The 14,577-nt window shown below is 64.9% G+C and carries 18 protein-coding genes and 1 riboswitch; of the genes, 1 reads left to right on the forward strand and 17 read right to left on the reverse strand.

The window, feature by feature from the left end; genetic code table 11:
• Positions 1-20: 20 nt before the first annotated feature.
• The 7 genes from trpA to hisI form a co-directional block, all read right to left on the reverse strand.
• Complete coding sequence (gene trpA, locus ACSVIE_RS01540) at positions 21-833, reverse strand: tryptophan synthase subunit alpha (RefSeq protein WP_442422815.1); 813 nt, start codon at positions 831-833, stop codon at positions 21-23.
• Positions 833-2,209, reverse strand: a complete 1,377-nt coding sequence (gene trpB, locus ACSVIE_RS01545; protein WP_442422816.1) for a tryptophan synthase subunit beta — start codon at positions 2,207-2,209, stop codon at positions 833-835. Before trpB ends, trpA begins: the two co-directional genes overlap by 1 nt.
• A 116-nt stretch (positions 2,210-2,325) precedes the next feature.
• Complete coding sequence (trpC, locus tag ACSVIE_RS01550) at positions 2,326-3,144, reverse strand: indole-3-glycerol phosphate synthase TrpC (protein ID WP_442422817.1); 819 nt, start codon at positions 3,142-3,144, stop codon at positions 2,326-2,328.
• A gap of 2 nt (positions 3,145-3,146) precedes the next feature.
• Positions 3,147-3,419, reverse strand: a complete 273-nt coding sequence (locus ACSVIE_RS01555) for an HGxxPAAW family protein (protein ID WP_426007179.1) — start codon at positions 3,417-3,419, stop codon at positions 3,147-3,149.
• A gap of 131 nt (positions 3,420-3,550) precedes the next feature.
• Positions 3,551-4,153 carry a Trp biosynthesis-associated membrane protein gene (locus tag ACSVIE_RS01560; RefSeq protein WP_426007178.1) on the reverse strand — a complete coding sequence of 201 codons (603 nt, stop codon included), beginning with the start codon at positions 4,151-4,153 and terminating at the stop codon, positions 3,551-3,553.
• Positions 4,153-5,733, reverse strand: coding sequence for an anthranilate synthase component I (locus ACSVIE_RS01565; RefSeq protein ID WP_442422818.1), 1,581 nt, complete (start codon positions 5,731-5,733; stop codon positions 4,153-4,155). Before ACSVIE_RS01565 ends, ACSVIE_RS01560 begins: the two co-directional genes overlap by 1 nt.
• Before the next feature lie 38 nt (positions 5,734-5,771).
• Positions 5,772-6,209, reverse strand: a complete 438-nt coding sequence (gene hisI, locus ACSVIE_RS01570; protein WP_442422819.1) for a phosphoribosyl-AMP cyclohydrolase — start codon at positions 6,207-6,209, stop codon at positions 5,772-5,774.
• A gap of 89 nt (positions 6,210-6,298) precedes the next feature.
• On the opposite strand from hisI, the gene ACSVIE_RS01575 reads away from it, so the two are divergent.
• Positions 6,299-6,943 carry a TIGR03085 family metal-binding protein gene (locus ACSVIE_RS01575; RefSeq protein WP_442422902.1) on the forward strand — a complete coding sequence of 215 codons (645 nt, stop codon included), beginning with the start codon at positions 6,299-6,301 and terminating at the stop codon, positions 6,941-6,943.
• A gap of 63 nt (positions 6,944-7,006) precedes the next feature.
• Here the strand turns inward: ACSVIE_RS01575 and hisF are convergent, their stop codons facing one another.
• From hisF to rpe, 10 genes are all read right to left on the reverse strand, one after another.
• Positions 7,007-7,783: an imidazole glycerol phosphate synthase subunit HisF gene (gene hisF / locus ACSVIE_RS01580; RefSeq protein ID WP_426007173.1), complete on the reverse strand. Its 777-nt coding sequence runs from the start codon at positions 7,781-7,783 to the stop codon at positions 7,007-7,009.
• 42 nt (positions 7,784-7,825) lie between these two features.
• Positions 7,826-8,686, reverse strand: a complete 861-nt coding sequence (gene hisG, locus ACSVIE_RS01585; protein WP_426007172.1) for an ATP phosphoribosyltransferase — start codon at positions 8,684-8,686, stop codon at positions 7,826-7,828.
• Between the two features lie 125 nt (positions 8,687-8,811).
• Positions 8,812-9,075, reverse strand: a complete 264-nt coding sequence (locus ACSVIE_RS01590) for a phosphoribosyl-ATP diphosphatase (RefSeq protein ID WP_018778638.1) — start codon at positions 9,073-9,075, stop codon at positions 8,812-8,814.
• A 109-nt stretch (positions 9,076-9,184) separates the two neighbouring features.
• On the reverse strand, positions 9,185-9,670 hold the full coding sequence (gene ribH, locus ACSVIE_RS01595) for a 6,7-dimethyl-8-ribityllumazine synthase (RefSeq protein WP_426007170.1): 486 nt from the start codon (positions 9,668-9,670) through the stop codon (positions 9,185-9,187).
• Positions 9,671-9,690: 20 nt separating this feature from the next.
• Entirely contained in the window at positions 9,691-10,392 is a 702-nt protein-coding gene (gene ribA / locus ACSVIE_RS01600) for a GTP cyclohydrolase II (RefSeq protein WP_426007168.1), read from the reverse strand.
• Positions 10,389-11,084 (reverse strand): 3,4-dihydroxy-2-butanone-4-phosphate synthase, encoded by a 696-nt coding sequence (ribB, locus tag ACSVIE_RS01605; RefSeq protein ID WP_426007166.1) that lies wholly within the window; start codon positions 11,082-11,084, stop codon positions 10,389-10,391. Before ribB ends, ribA begins: the two co-directional genes overlap by 4 nt.
• Positions 11,081-11,737 (reverse strand): riboflavin synthase, encoded by a 657-nt coding sequence (locus ACSVIE_RS01610; protein ID WP_442422820.1) that lies wholly within the window; start codon positions 11,735-11,737, stop codon positions 11,081-11,083. The genes ribB and ACSVIE_RS01610 overlap by 4 nt, the downstream gene beginning before the upstream one ends.
• On the reverse strand, positions 11,737-12,813 hold the full coding sequence (gene ribD, locus ACSVIE_RS01615; protein ID WP_442422903.1) for a bifunctional diaminohydroxyphosphoribosylaminopyrimidine deaminase/5-amino-6-(5-phosphoribosylamino)uracil reductase RibD: 1,077 nt from the start codon (positions 12,811-12,813) through the stop codon (positions 11,737-11,739). Before ribD ends, ACSVIE_RS01610 begins: the two co-directional genes overlap by 1 nt.
• Before the next feature lie 50 nt (positions 12,814-12,863).
• The gene (pnuC, locus tag ACSVIE_RS01620) at positions 12,864-13,556 is read right to left on the reverse strand and encodes a nicotinamide riboside transporter PnuC (RefSeq protein ID WP_426007162.1); all 693 of its coding nucleotides are present in this window, start codon (positions 13,554-13,556) and stop codon (positions 12,864-12,866) included.
• 88 nt (positions 13,557-13,644) lie between these two features.
• Positions 13,645-13,795, reverse strand: a riboswitch (FMN riboswitch).
• A 91-nt stretch (positions 13,796-13,886) separates the two neighbouring features.
• On the reverse strand, positions 13,887-14,570 hold the full coding sequence (gene rpe, locus ACSVIE_RS01625) for a ribulose-phosphate 3-epimerase (RefSeq protein ID WP_442422821.1): 684 nt from the start codon (positions 14,568-14,570) through the stop codon (positions 13,887-13,889).
• Positions 14,571-14,577 lie beyond the last annotated feature (7 nt).

A 14,577-nucleotide genomic window follows, 5' to 3' on the forward strand; every position in this document is an offset into this window, starting at 1 on the left:
GGGCTTCGTTGCTTCCTTCTTTAGGCGTCTGCAGCGGCCCGGCCAAGACCGGCGCTGAGGTTCTTGGTGAGTTGCCCGACGGCGTCCACGCCACCGTCGCGCAGTGCCGCGACGAGTGCTGAACCCACAATGACTCCGTCAGCGTACGCAGCGATTTCGCGGACGTGGTCAGGACTGGAAACACCCAGGCCGACACACACGCGCTCGGCGCCGGCAGCGTGGGCGCGGGCCACGACGTCTTCGGCGCTGCTGCTCACGGACTGGCGGGCTCCTGTGACACCCATGATGGATACCCCGTACACAAAGCCACGGCTGGCCTTCACGGTCATGTCCAGCCGTTCAGGCGTGGAGGAGGGAGCCACCAGGAACACGCGGTCAAGTCCGTACTTGTCCGAGGCCTCGAACCATTCCGCGGCCTCGTCCGGGATCAGGTCCGGGGTGATGAGCCCTGCTCCCCCGGCTTCAGCCAGGCGGCGGGAGAAGTCGTCCACGCCCAGCCGCATCACCGGGTTCCAGTACGTCATCACCAGCACGGCAGCGTCAGTGACGGCCGTGATTCCGGCGACGACGTCGAAGACGTCCGCTACGCGGAATCCGTTGGCAATCGCCTCCGTGGTGGCCGCCTGGATCACGGGGCCATCCATGACGGGGTCGGAATACGGGATGCCGATCTCGATCAGGTCGGCACCATTGCGCGCCAGGGCAATGCCGGCGTCGATGCTCGCCTGCACGGTGGGGTAACCCGCGGGGAGGTATCCCACGAGGGCTGCCCGCCCCTCGGCCTTGGCGCGGTCGATGGCGGCTGCGGACTTGCTGGCAAAGTGTTCAGTCATCAGTTCTGGTCCTCATCTACGTCCACGGCGGGCCCGGCAACGCGCTCGGCAGGCCCTTTCGGCTTGCGGGTGGACAGGGTGGTTCCCTTCACGTGGCCTTCCTCGTCCAGCATGTTGAACCAGGCCGCCGCTGTCTCAACGTCCTTGTCTCCACGGCCGGAGAGGTTGACGATGATCGTGACGTCGGCGGGATTGTCCTTGCCTTCGGTGAGGCGTCGGCCCACCTTGATGGCGCCGGCGAGGGCGTGCGAGGACTCGATGGCCGGGATGATTCCCTCGGTACGGCAGAGGAGGCTGAAGGCATCCATGGCTTCGGTGTCCGTGATCGGCTCGTACGTAACGCGTCCGATGTCGGCAAGGTAGGAGTGCTCGGGGCCGACGCTGGGGTAGTCCAGCCCCGCGGAGATCGAGTGCGATTCAATGGTCTGTCCGTCCTCGTCCTGCATGAGGTACGAGCGGGCACCGTGGAGGACGCCGGGGCGGCCCAGGGAGATGGCAGCCGCGTGGCGGCCGGTCTCAAGCCCCTCGCCACCGGCTTCAAATCCATAGATCTTGACCGAAGCGTCGTCCAGGAAGCTGTGGAACAAGCCGATGGCGTTCGAGCCGCCGCCAATGCAGGCGCAGACGGCGTCGGGCAGCTTGCCTGTCTGCTCCAGGATCTGGGCACGGGCTTCCTCCCCGATCACCTCATGGAAGAAGCGGACCATGGCCGGGAACGGGTGCGCACCAGCAGCAGTGCCCAGGAGGTAGTGGGTGGTGTCAACGTTGGATACCCAGTCGCGCAAAGCATCATTGATGGCGTCCTTGAGCGTTTGCGAACCGTTGGTCACCGGCACGACGGTGGCGCCGAGCAGCTGCATCCGTGCAACGTTGAGTGCCTGGCGCCGGCAGTCCTCGGCACCCATGTACACCACGCACTCGAGGCCGAGCAGTGCTGCCGCCGTGGCACTTGCAACGCCGTGCTGGCCTGCACCGGTTTCGGCGATGACGCGGGTCTTGCCCATGCGCTTGGCGAGCAGTGCTTGGCCGAGGACGTTGTTGATCTTGTGCGAACCTGTGTGGTTCAGGTCCTCGCGCTTGAGGAAGATCCGTGCCCCGCCGGCATGCTCCGAGAAACGCTGGGCTTCAGTCAGGAGCGAGGGACGGCCGGAGTAGTTCTTGTTGAGATCCTTCAGCTGTGCCAGGAACTCCGGATCGGCCTTGGCCTTCTCGAACGTGTCCTGGACTTCGTCCAAGGCAGCGATCAGGGACTCGGGCATCCAGCGTCCGCCGTACTTGCCGAAGTAAGGCCCGGTAGCGTTGCGCAGCGAGGCTCCCCCTTGCAGGAATGCATCAGCGGCATTCTCGTTCGAGCTTGCTGTTGGCGCGTCCACCATCAGTCTCACCGTCCTGTTCGAGTTGGTTCAATGTTTAGTTCCACGTGCCACAAGGCAGCCGCAGGCGCACTGCGCCTGGGCTGCCTCGTGACGGTCGCCTTGCTGCAGGTCCTGTCTCAGTTCCTGGCGGCGATTGCGGCAGCTCCGGCTGCCTTGAATTCAGTAATCCGTTCACGCGGCGTGGAGTCGCTGACCAGCGCCTCCCCCACCAGGATGGCGTCGGCGCCGCTGGCTGCGTACTGGAAGACGTCGTCCGCGGTCCGCACGCCGGACTCGGCGACAACGACTGCCCCGGCCGGAATCAAACCGGCCAGCGAACCGAAAACGGAACGGTCGACGTCGAGCGTCTTCAGGTTGCGGACGTTGACACCGATAATCCTGGCGTTCGCGGCCGCAGCGCGCTCAACTTCCTCTTCCGTGTGCGTTTCCACCAGGACGCTCATGCCCAGGTCATGGCTGAGCGCACTGTAGTCCGCAAGCTGCGCATCGGAGAGTGCCGCGACGATCAGGAGGATCAGGTCGGCGCCGTGGGCACGGGCTTCCCATAGCTGGTACTCGTCAACGGTGAAATCCTTGCGGAGCAAGGGAACGTCGACGGCGGCGCGTACGGCATCGAGATCAGCCAGCGAACCGCCGAAACGGCGCTGCTCGGTGAGCACGCTGATGACGGAGGCTCCACCATCGGCGTACTGGGCTGCGAGGGAAGCGGGATCGGCGATCGGTGCCAGGTCTCCCTTTGACGGGCTGCGGCGTTTGATCTCCGCGATGACCTTCAGTTCCCCGCGGTCAGCCGAAGGACCACCCAGGGCAGTCCAGGCATCCCTCGCCGGGGCTGCCCCGGCAACGCGGTCCTTGAGCTCGGCGATGGACACGAGCCGGCGTCGGGAGTCCATCTCCTCCTTGACGCCGACGATGATGTCATCAAGAACGGTCACGGTTAGTGGCCGTTGTTCTGCAGCTTGCTGCCACCCACTCCGTAGCCGGCCTTGCGCATGGCCCAACCGACAATGAGGCCGATCACCATGACCACAGCACCGCCGATGAAGATCGGGGTGTTGGCGATGACGAACGCGATGGAGCAAATCAGCGCGCCAACGAGCATCACAATGACGCAGGTCCAGGCAGCCGGGCTGTTGCCGTGGCCGATGGCGTCGGCGTGGCTGGCCATCTTGGACTCTGCTTGGTTTGCGGACACAGTGGTTTTGCTCATGTGGAATCTCCTCAGGGTGAATACTGCTTACATTCTGCCATTTATTGACAGCGGCCGGGGACAACGCGCTTCTGACCTGCCCTGGGGGCGGCTATGTTGCGAAGCAGGTGTGTCCGGCCCTTCCGGATGGCTTAGGTGGGGTCCTCGCCGCGGGACAACCTGTCCCAGCTGTCGATCTCATCGACGGGCTCCGAAGTAGGCGCCGCACCGCGGCTTGACGCGTCGTATTTGGTCCGGGCTTTCCAGTAGCGGCCCGCAATCGGCAACAGCAGTCCGCACACGGCCAGCAGTGCTGCCGCCACGATCGCGAGCACCGGGAACGCCGTGGCGGCAACCTCCGCCTGTCCCCCGGAAACGCCGGTAGCAGCGGCGATCGAACCTTGTGCAGCCCCCAGTGGGTCGGCCAGTACCGTGACCGCCGCAAGAATGATCCCCGCACCGGAAAGCACCACGATGGCGGCAATGATCCAGCGGGCAATCTTTCCGGCAATGGATGCTGCCAACCCGCCTGCCAAGGCAACGATCGCCAGCGCGGTCACGGCCGTGGCCGCTTTGTTCCCGGGAACATCCAGAGTGCTCGAGGCAGTGGATGCGGGGTCTAAATGGACTTCGATCCAGGTTTGCGTTGTGGCCCCGAACACTGCGAAGGCCAGGATTGCCGTGGCCAGGACCAAGGTGGACTTGCGCGCCCACCCCGGTGTCGCCGTGGCGGTGCTCCGTGCTTCAGCGGGCATCAGGCGGGGGTCCCGCCGTCGACGGTTCCTGCATCCGGAACCGTTTCAGCGGAAATATTCTGGAGCGAACCTGCCGTATGGACAGCCCGCAGCGGGGCAGCGGCCTTGTTTACGGTCTCCAAGGCTTCCGACGGTTTGTGCGAGTCCGCCACGATGCCGCCACCGGCCTGGACGTAGGCGCGGCCTTCACGCAGCAGGGCGGAACGGATGGCGATGGCCATGTCCATGTCCCCCGCGAAATCCAGGTATCCCACGACGCCGCCGTAGATGCCCCGGCGGTGGGGTTCGAGCTCGTCCAGCAAGCGCAACGCCCGCGGCTTCGGAGCGCCGGACAAGGTGCCGGCGGGGAAGGTGGCCTTGAGGACATCGTAGGCTTTCGCATCCGGGGCGAGTTCCCCCACCACGGTGGACACCAGGTGCATGATGTGGCTGAAACGCTCAACCTCCATGAACTGGGTGACATCCACGGTTCCGGCGACGCAGACCTTGGAGAGGTCGTTGCGGGACAGGTCCACCAGCATGAGGTGCTCAGCACGTTCCTTCTGGTCGGCCAGCAGCTCAGCGGCCAAGGCCTTGTCCGCTTCAACGGTCTTGCCGCGGGGGCGCGAGCCGGCGATCGGATGGGTGATGACCTCGCCACCGGTGACCGTTACCAGGGCCTCGGGCGACGAACCCACAATCGAGTACTCCCGTCCGTCGGCATCCTCCAGGCTGAAGATGTACATGTAGGGGCTGGGGTTGGTGTTCCGCAGAACGCGGTACACATCCAGCGGATCGGCGGCGCACTCCATCTCGAAGCGGCGGGAAATCACCACCTGGAAGACTTCGCCGTCAACGATCGCTTCCTTGCCGCGGTCGATGGCAGCCAGGTACTTGTCCTCGTCCCAACGTTCCTGGACGCTGGAGGCGAAATCAAGCGCAGCGGTTTCCAGCACGGACACCGGCTGGGCCACCGGCGTGCTGATTTGCTCCAGGAGGTTCTTGACCCGGGCCACGGCATCGTGCCAGGCCTCGTCCACGCGCTCGGAACTGTTGTCGAAGTTAATGGCATTCGCGATCAGCAGGACCGTACCGTCCACGTTGTCATGGACGGCCATGTCGGTGACCAGGTTCAGCGCCATTTCGGGAAGCTGGAGATCATCTTCGGGCGGCGTGGTCAGCCGTTCCCAGTGGCGGACTGCTTCCCAGCCGAGGAAGCCGACCAGGCCGGACGTGAATGGCGGCAGGCCCTCAAAGCGCTTCGTTTCCAGCGCCGCGATGGTGTCACGGACGGCGTCCACGGGGGTGCCCTCCACCGGCACGCCCACGGGCGGCTGGCCGATCCAGTGTGCCTGGCCGTCCTTGGTGGTCAGCGTGGCACGGGACTTCGCGCCGATAAAGGAATAGCGCGACCATGACCCGCCCACTGCCGCGGACTCCATGAGGAACGTTCCGGGCTGGCCCTGTGCCAGCTTGCGGTACAACCCGATAGGGGTCTCGGCGTCGGCCAGGACTTTGAGTCGGACTGGGATGACACGGCTGTGGACGGCGAGTTCGCGGAACTCTTCCAGGCCCGGGCTGATGATTCCAAGGTCCTGCATGGCTATTCTTTTCCGCCTTTGGTTTTGGTGGTGCGTCTTTACAGAGACTGTGTGGTTTCCTGGTCCGGGCTGCCGGTGACGACCGTGAAGCCGCGTCCGTCAAAGCATGTCCGGGTGCCGGTGTGGCAGGCTGCACCCACCTGGTCAACACGGACCAGCAGGGCGTCGCCGTCGCAATCGAGGGCAACGGACTTCACGAACTGAACGTGTCCTGAAGTGTCGCCCTTGCGCCAGTATTCCTGCCGGGACCGGGAATAGAACGTGACGCGTCCGGTTGTCATGGTGCGGTGCAGGGCCTCGTCATCCATCCAGCCGAGCATGAGGACCTCGTGGGTGTCATGCTGTTGGATGATGGCAGCCACGAGCCCGGCAGCATCACGCTTGAGGGCGCCGGCGATCTCCTGCGGCAAGGGACCCGAGGGGTCGATGGATGGCTCCACGGCAGGAGTTGGGCTGGGGGCAGACTGCTCAGACATCAGATCAAGTCTAGTGCCTCCGCAGGGACCGATTTTCTGCGGCGGTTCCTCTGCGCAACAACGCTGCGATCGTGCTAGTTTCACAAGTGATGCATTTCGTCGATCCTTCCCGAGAAGTACTGGCCGAAACTTTGCTTGCGGCCGGACCTGACTCCCCCACGCTCTGTGAAGGGTGGCTGACCCGGGACCTCGCAGCGCATCTGTACCTGCGCGAGAGAAAAGCCGCGGTAGGCATCGGACTGCTGATCCCCAGCCTTGGCAAAGCCTCGGACAAGGCGACGGCCAAGCTTGCGGCAAAGTTGAAGACGGGTGACGACTACGCCAACCTCGTGAAGACCTTCCGCGCAGGCCCCCCGGCCTTCTCGCCTTTGAAGATCAAGGCACTGGACGAAACGTCGAACCTCATCGAGTACTTCGTGCACACAGAAGACATCCGTCGCGCAGGCGACCGTTGGGCGCCACGGGCTTTGGACGAGGCCTATTCGGATGCCCTTTGGGACGACCTCATCAAGCGCGCCGCCTTCCTGTACCGCGGCGTGGATCTCGGGATCGTCCTCGTCCGGCCCACCGGTCCGCGCCATGTGGCCAAGCGGGCGCCTGTGTCGGTGGCGATCGTGGGCGAGCCAGGCGAACTCGTCATGCACGCCCACGGCCGGACCAGCCAGGCCCTGGTCACCTTCGAAGGCCAACCGGACGCCGTTGCCCTGCTCCAGTCGGCGGACATCGGCCTCTGACACACTGCGGCTTAACAGGAAAGGGCCACCCCGCGGGGTGGCCCTTTCCTGTTAAGTGCTTCCTTACCGGACTTCGAAGCCGGCCGTGCGGATCGCCGTTTTAACCTGGGCAATCATGTCGTCCGGCCCGAAATGGAAAACGGAGGCGGCCAGGACGGCATCGGCGCCGGCCTCGATGGCGGGCGGGAAGTGTGCCGGTTCCCCTGCGCCACCGGAAGCGATGATGGGAATCGTGACGGCGGAGCGGACCAGCCGGATCAATTCAAGATCGAAGCCGTCCTTGGTGCCGTCGGCGTCGATGGAGTTCAGGAGGATTTCCCCCACTCCCCTGTCGGCGGCTTCTTTCGCCCAGGCCACGGCGTCGATGCCGGTTCCCTTGCGGCCGCCGTGGGTGGTCACTTCAAAGCCCGACGGCGTCGGCGCGTCACCTTCACGGATGCGCCGCGCATCTACGGACAGCACCAGGACCTGTGAACCGAAATGGCGGGTGATCTCATCGATGACCCCGGGCCTGGCCACGGCCGCAGTGTTGATGGACGCTTTGTCCGCACCGAAGCGAAGCAGCTTGTCCACCTCCGCGACTCCCCGCACACCCCCACCGACCGTCAACGGAATGAAGACTTCCTCGGCGGTCCGGCGAACGACGTCGAACGTGGTCTCCCGGTTGCCCGACGACGCCGTGACGTCCAGGAACGTCAGTTCGTCCGCGCCGCCGTTGTCATAGCGGTGGGCAAGTTCGACCGGGTCGCCCGCATCCCGGAGGCCTTCAAAGTTCACGCCTTTGACCACGCGTCCGGCGTCAACATCCAGGCAGGGGATGACGCGTACGGCTACAGCCATGTGTTGCTCCTCAGTTGTGCTGTGCTCTGGTGCTTTGCCGGGTCAGATACGGCAGGCGTGGATGCTGCTGACCAGGATCGCACGTGCGCCGAGGTCGTAGAGTTCATCCATGATCCGGTTGGTTTCCTTCTTGGGAACCATGGACCGCACGGCAACCCATTCGGAGTCGCGCAGCGGCGAGACCGTGGGAGATTCGAGTCCGGGCGTGAGCGCCGCGGCATCCTCCACCAGGTCCTTCCGGATGTCGTAGTCCATGAGGACGTACTGGCGTGCCACCAGGACGCCCTGCAGGCGGCGGATCAGCACCTCGATTTCCTTCGCGGTGCCATTCGCGGCCCCGCCCTCCCCACTGCGGCGGATGAGTACGGCCTCGGACTTCAGGATCGGATCCCCGAAGATCTCCATGCCGGCTGCCTTGAGGGTGTTGCCGGTTTCCACGACGTCGGCGATCGCATCGGCAACGCCAAGCCGGACCGACGACTCTACGGCGCCGTCCAGGCGGACCACTTTGGCGTTGACGCCCCGGTCTGCAAGGTAGTCGCGGAGGAGCCCGTCATAGCTGGTGGCGAGCCGCTTGCCTTCCAGCTGCTCGACGCCGGTGAAGTCGCCCACCGGACCGGCGAAACGGAACGTGGAGGCCGCGAAACCGAGGGGCAGGAGCTCTTCGGCTTCCACTTGCGCGTCAAGCAGGAGGTCGCGGCCGGTAATGCCGACGTCCAAGGTCCCCTGACCTACGTAGACGGCAATGTCACGGGGCCGCAGGAAGAAGAATTCAATGTCGTTGTCCGGATCGACCATGACCAGTTCGCGGGAGTCGCGGCGCTGGCGGTAGCCGGCCTCGGACAGCATGGCCGAGGCGGCTTCGGAGAGGGATCCCTTGTTGGGAACTGCTACACGGAGCATGGGAAGGCTTTCTGTTGGGTGTGGAAGAGGAACAGGCACTGGCCACGCAGCTGCCCGGCGCGGATCCAGGATCGGGACATCCCTGGCATGGGAGCCATCTCCTTGGAGAGCGCGGAGCGGCGTGGCTAGAGATGCTTGTAAACGTCTTCCAGGCTGAGGCCCTTGGCGAGCATCAGGACCTGCAGGTGGTACAGCAGCTGGGAGATTTCCTCGGCTGCGGCCTCGTCGGATTCGTATTCCGCTGCCATCCAGACCTCGGCGGCTTCTTCAACGACTTTCTTGCCGATGCCATGGATTCCGGAGTCCAGTTCGGCAACCGTACGCGAACCTGCCGGGCGGGTCGCTGCTTTCTCACTCAGTTCTGCGAACAGCGTCTCGAAATTCTTCACGCCCTCCAGAGTACTTGCTTCGGGGCCGCCGCCGCGTTCCGGTCCGTTGCATGACAAAGGGGATGTGAGTGAACACACACCCACATCCCCTTCCAGCTGGCGATCCGGCCTAGCTGAACTGCTTGAGGGTCAGGGCTGTCGCAAGGGCAGCCGTGACGGCCTCATGGCCCTTGTCCTCGGTGGAACCGGGAAGACCGGCGCGGTCCAGGCCTTGCTGCTCGGTGTCGCAGGTCAGCACGCCAAAGCCCACCGGAACTCCGGTGCTGACACTGACATCGGTGAGTCCCGACGTCGCAGCCTGGCACACGTAATCGAAGTGCGGCGTGCCGCCGCGGATGACCACGCCCAAAGCCACGACGGCGTCAAAGTGCGGTGCGAGCCTGGCGGCGGCTACCGGGAGCTCAAAGCTGCCGGGTACCCGGATCACCGATGGTTCGGCAATGCCGGCTTCCTTGGCTGCCCGCAGGGCACCGTCAAGGAGTCCGTCCATGATTTGTGTGTGCCAGCTGGCCGCAACGATCGCGAGCTTCAGCTGGGACGTTTCCTCGGGGTTGAGGGTGGTGAGGTCGATGGTAGGGGCGCCGTGTCCGCTCATGGTGTACTGGGGGTTTCCGATCAGTCGTGGTCGTTGTCAAAAGTTGTTGCCGGCTTCTTGCCGTTGCTGACCGGCTCAACAGTGAGTGCCAGCAAGTGGTCCATCCGGTCCTTCTTGGTTTGCAGGTAGCGGAGGTTCTGTTCGCGGGAGGGAACCTCGGTGGGAACCATCTCCACCACGGTGACGCCTGCCTGGGCAAGGCGGTTCTGCTTGTCGGGGTTGTTGCTCAGCAACCTGACTTCGCTCAGGCCCATCTCCGCCAGGATCTGGCCGGCGGCTTTGTAGGACCGCGCGTCCACCGGCAGTCCCAGCTGTTCGTTGGCCTCCACGGTGTCAAAGCCGGCTTCCTGGAGCGCATAGGCCTTGATCTTGTTCGCCAGACCGATCCCCCTCCCCTCCTGCCCCCGCAGGTACAGCAGCGTGCCGCCTTCGGCCTGAATGAGCTCGAGGGCGTAGGCAAGCTGTTCCCCGCAGTCGCAGCGGTAGGACCCGAAGACGTCACCGGTCAGGCACTCCGAATGCAGGCGCACCAGTGGTGCCTGCCCGTTCCTGGGCGGGTTCGGGGAACTGACTGCCAGGTGTTCGTGCCCGGTTTCATGATCCGTCCATGCCTGAGCCACGAAGTCGCCAAAGGCCGTGGGCAGTTGCACGATAGGCCCACCGCTCACAGGATGCGGCGCAGCTCCCATGGCGTCGCTGCTGCGTGTTGTCGATGTGGTCATCGCTTCTCCTCGTCTGCCAGTGAAACATGTGCCGCTCCGGACTCTACCGCCTCGACGTAGGACACGAGGTCCTCGATCGAGATGAGGGGACATCCGTGTCCAGCGGCAAAGTCACGCAGGCTGTCCAGCCGCATCATTTCACCGTCGTCATGGACCAACTCGGCGATCACGCCCACCGGGGCAAGCCCGGCCAAGCGGCAGAGGTCCACGGCTGCTTCCGTGTGGCCCGGGCGCTCACGCACTCCTCCCTTAACGGCCCGCAAGGGAAAAATATGCCCCGGGCGGGTCAATTCTTCCGGTGTGCTTCGCGGATCGGCCAGGATCCTTGCCGTCAGGGCCCGGTCCGTGGCCGAGATCCCGGTGCTGACACCGTGTGCGGCATCGCAGGAGACCGTATACGCGGTCCCCTTGGCGTCCTGGTTCACCTCCACCATGGGCGGCAGGTCAAGTGCGTCCGCGCGTTCGCCGTCGAGGGGGACGCAGATGACGCCCGAAGAGTACCGGATGGTCCAGCCCATGAGTGCGGGAGTGGCATGTTCAGCCGCGAAAATGATGTCGCCCTCGTTCTCGCGGTCCTCGTTGTCCACCACGATCACGGCCTGCCCTGCGGCCATCGCCGCGATGGCGGTTTCCACCGGGTCCAGCCCGTGGCGGCGAACCGTTGCCGGCGTTGTGGTTACCGGGGTGTTCATCGGGCGGCCCCCGGTCCTGCCGGAGCCGTACCTGATGCTGGCTGCGGGGCGAAGGCCAGCAGCCGCTCGGTGTACTTCGCGAGCACGTCGACTTCCAGGTTCACCCGGCCACCCACCGGCTTGGCACCAAGCCCGGTCTCTTCGAGGGTGGTGGGGATAAGTCCAACCTCGAACCACGGTGCCGATTCCGAGGCTGGACTGACAGCGGTGACCGTGAGGGACACGCCGTCGACGGCGATCGAGCCCTTCTCGGCGATGTACCGGGCCAGCGTGGCGGGAACTCCGAACCGGAGGCGGTCCCAGTTTCCCTGGGCCTCCCGCTCCAGCAACTCGCCGACACCATCAACGTGGCCCTGTACAACATGCCCATCGAGGCGCCCGCCGGCCGGCACACACCGTTCAAGGTTGACGGTGTCCCCGGGAGCAAGTTCCCCGATCGTTGTCCGGGCCAGGGTCTCCCCCATGACATCGACGCTGAAATCCTGCCCGTCGATCTGCGTCGCCGTCAGGCACACGCCGTTGACGGCTATCGATCCACCCAGGGGCAGCCCTTCGGTGGTGGTGGGCGCCTTGAGCCGGAGCGTGGCGCTGGCGTCGCCGTCGTGCTCGATACCCAGAACAGTGCCCTGTTCGGCAACAATTCCCGTAAACATCAGTGTCCTCCTGTGGCGAATTCCGCGGCTTCACTGCGCGGAACCAAAGTCGTGGTTTTTGTGGCGGCTGTGCGTGTGGGGCGAAGATGCAGCCGGAGGTCATTGCCCAACGTCCGTACGGCCCCGCCGCCGGCGTCGTCCCAGGACCAGTGCTGCGCGTCGGCCAGCGTGGTGATGCCAAGGTCGTTCAGGGCCGGTGTTCCCGACCCGAGCAACGTGGGCGCCTGGTAGACGATCAGTTCGTCCACCAGCCCGGCGGCCAGGAAGGTACTCAGGATGCTGGATCCGCCTTCCACCATCACATGCCGCACGCCACGGTCGAAGAGTTCCCCCAACGCCTCCCGCGGATCCCGTGTTGTCAGTTGGACAAACCGGCCATCCGTGCCACGGACCGCTGCATCCTTCGGCACTTCACGCAAGCCCATGACGGCGCGGAGCGGCTGCCGCCCGGCAAGCTTCCCGTCAGGAGCCCGGGCAGTGAGGCGCGGATTATCGACCAGTACCGTACCGGTACCCACCAAAATGGCGTCGATGAGTCCACGCAGTCCGTGGTTGTCCGCCAGGGACTCAGGGCTGGAAATCCACTGGCTGGTGCCGTCCACGGCCGCAATCCGGCTGTCCAGCGTCTGGGCGATATGCAAGGTGACGAAGGGACGCTTGGCAGCTACGGCGTCGAACCAGTCCCGGTTCAGATCCAGCGCTCGCTCCACAGCCAATCCGGCAAGTACCTCAACGCCCGCCGCCTGCAGCGTCCGGGCTCCCCCCGCGGCCGGGTCATGGGGATCGTCGATTGCATAAACCACCCTGGCGATGCCGGCATCAATGATTGCCTGGGCACAGGGACCGGTCCGGCCCACATGGTTGCACGGTTCCAGGGTCACCACCATGGTGGTTCCCTCCAGCTTCACACCGCGGCGGCGGGCCTCAAGGATGGCATCCGCTTCCGCATGGGCGGTACCGGCACCACGGTGGTATCCGACGGCGAGCTGCTCACCGTCGGGGCTCAGGACAACCGCCCCCACCAGCGGGTTGGCACCTCGGGGTCCGGCCAATGCCGCAGCCAGGGCCGCCTCCATGGCATCGGACTCTGCGCGTGTGTATTCCGGGAGCACCGGCGCCCCGCCGGTCACGGAGCCGCTCCCACGGCCGAAGGGCCAACCGGCGCGGGCTGGCGCTCGCGCCGTTGCGCACGCATCCAGACGAAGAAGCCGGCAAGGGTAAAGACACCATAGAACAGGTACATGAACGCACTGGCGTAGTAGCCGGCGCTGAACAACAACGGCACGCCTACGATGTCCACCGCAACCCAAATGAGCCAGAATTCCGTCCAGCCACGGGCCATGCCGTAAGTCGCCAGCAGGGAACCCATGAAAGTCCATGCATCTGCCCACACCGGCGGATAGGAGCCGAGGGCATCGAAGAGCGGTGTCAGTGCCGCAGTGCCTGCAATCATGGCACCCGCCAGGACCAGCCGGGTGCTCTTCCCAGCCCAGGTGGGAACGACGGCAGGACCTTGGGTGCCTGCCTGGCGGCCCTGCTTCCAGCGGTACCAGCCGTAGACAGCGACCGCGATGAACATGATCTGCCGGGCGGCCTGTCCCCAAAGGGTTGCGGGAGCGGCCGCGCCGAACACGTTGCCCAGGAACACCGTGAGCAACAGAACATTGCCAAGGATGCCTACCGGCCAAGCCCAGACTTTGCGGCGCATTCCGCCGAGGGCGCTGGCGAGCCCAAAAATGTTGCCAAGCACTTCGCGTAGAACAAGCGCAGATCCACCTACGGGAATCTGTGCTTCGAAGAGCCATCGCAGAAAATCCATGCCGTTCCTTCCCAGTCAGCCGCGATGGCTCCGGGGGTGTACGACAGTTCGCTGCCGTGCGTCGCACAAGGACGCACACAGCATGACTGTACGTGCTTCTCCCATCCAGACTTTAACTGTCGGTACCGGAATTCCACCGGTTCAACCGCTCGCCTTCTGGATCCGGATGGACACTGAGGGCTTGCGGGTCGCGGACTATGACCGCCGGTTCGGACTTACACCGACCCCGGAGCACGTATGTGTGATTGCTATTGTGCCACAACCGCACGGAGCGGCCGGCTATTCCCGGCCATCTTCGTAACATGCAGTGGCACCGGCTCCTACGCGCACTTACGCCGCCGGGCCGCCACCGGCCAGGGCCCGTGTTCCGGCCGCGCGCAGCCGGTCGATGGCCTGTGCAGGATCGTCGTGTCCGTACACGGCGGAACCGGCAACGAAAACGTTGGCCCCGGCTTCGGCGGCGCGCAGGATCGTGTCCTCGGTGATGCCTCCGTCCACTTGGAGCGCCACCTTCAGGCCGGAGCCCTCAATGGCGGCGCGTGCACGGCGGATTTTCGGCAGGGTGATATCCAGGAACGACTGCCCTCCGAAGCCGGGTTCCACGGTCATTATCAGCAGCATGTCCAACTCCGGCAGCATGTCCAGGTATGGTTCCACCGCCGTGGCCGGTCGCAATGCCATGCCGGCCTTTGCCCCGCGGGCCCGCAGTTCCCTGGCGAGCTTCACGGGGGCGATCGCGGCCTCGGCGTGGAAGGTAACGGACGCGACGCCCGCTTCGGCGTAGGCCGGGGCCCATCGGTCGGCGTCGGAAATCATCAAGTGGGCATCCAGCGGAACCGGGCTGACCGCCTGGATCCTCTGCACCACCGGCAGGCCAAGGATCAGGTTGGGCACAAAGTGGTTGTCCATGACGTCCACATGCACGGCGTCAGCGTTGCTGATCCTCTTCAGCTCGGCTTCGAGGTTGACGAAGTCTGCTGAGAGGATGCTCGGATTGATACAGCACTGGGACAAGGCAGGT

The sequence above is a fragment of the Paenarthrobacter sp. NCHU4564 genome (genome assembly GCF_052156435.1).
Lineage (GTDB): Bacteria > Actinomycetota > Actinomycetes > Actinomycetales > Micrococcaceae > Arthrobacter.

Excerpts from the sequence above, each read along its gene's own strand:
- trpA (WP_442422815.1), bottom strand. The coding sequence starts at position 833 with ATGACTGAACACTTTGCCAGCAAGTCCGCAGCCGCCATCGACCGCGCC.
- trpB (WP_442422816.1), bottom strand. The coding sequence starts at position 2,209 with ATGGTGGACGCGCCAACAGCAAGCTCGAACGAGAATGCCGCTGATGCA.
- ACSVIE_RS01555 (WP_426007179.1), bottom strand. The coding sequence starts at position 3,419 with ATGAGCAAAACCACTGTGTCCGCAAACCAAGCAGAGTCCAAGATGGCC.
- ACSVIE_RS01560 (WP_426007178.1), bottom strand. The coding sequence starts at position 4,153 with ATGCCCGCTGAAGCACGGAGCACCGCCACGGCGACACCGGGGTGGGCG.
- ACSVIE_RS01565 (WP_442422818.1), bottom strand. The coding sequence starts at position 5,733 with ATGCAGGACCTTGGAATCATCAGCCCGGGCCTGGAAGAGTTCCGCGAA.
- hisI (WP_442422819.1), bottom strand. The coding sequence starts at position 6,209 with ATGTCTGAGCAGTCTGCCCCCAGCCCAACTCCTGCCGTGGAGCCATCC.
- ACSVIE_RS01575 (WP_442422902.1), top strand. The coding sequence starts at position 6,299 with ATGCATTTCGTCGATCCTTCCCGAGAAGTACTGGCCGAAACTTTGCTT.
- hisF (WP_426007173.1), bottom strand. The coding sequence starts at position 7,783 with ATGGCTGTAGCCGTACGCGTCATCCCCTGCCTGGATGTTGACGCCGGA.
- hisG (WP_426007172.1), bottom strand. The coding sequence starts at position 8,686 with ATGCTCCGTGTAGCAGTTCCCAACAAGGGATCCCTCTCCGAAGCCGCC.
- ribH (WP_426007170.1), bottom strand. The coding sequence starts at position 9,670 with ATGAGCGGACACGGCGCCCCTACCATCGACCTCACCACCCTCAACCCC.
- ribA (WP_426007168.1), bottom strand. The coding sequence starts at position 10,392 with ATGACCACATCGACAACACGCAGCAGCGACGCCATGGGAGCTGCGCCG.
- ribB (WP_426007166.1), bottom strand. The coding sequence starts at position 11,084 with ATGAACACCCCGGTAACCACAACGCCGGCAACGGTTCGCCGCCACGGG.
- ACSVIE_RS01610 (WP_442422820.1), bottom strand. The coding sequence starts at position 11,737 with ATGTTTACGGGAATTGTTGCCGAACAGGGCACTGTTCTGGGTATCGAG.
- ribD (WP_442422903.1), bottom strand. The coding sequence starts at position 12,813 with ATGGAGGCGGCCCTGGCTGCGGCATTGGCCGGACCCCGAGGTGCCAAC.
- pnuC (WP_426007162.1), bottom strand. The coding sequence starts at position 13,556 with ATGGATTTTCTGCGATGGCTCTTCGAAGCACAGATTCCCGTAGGTGGA.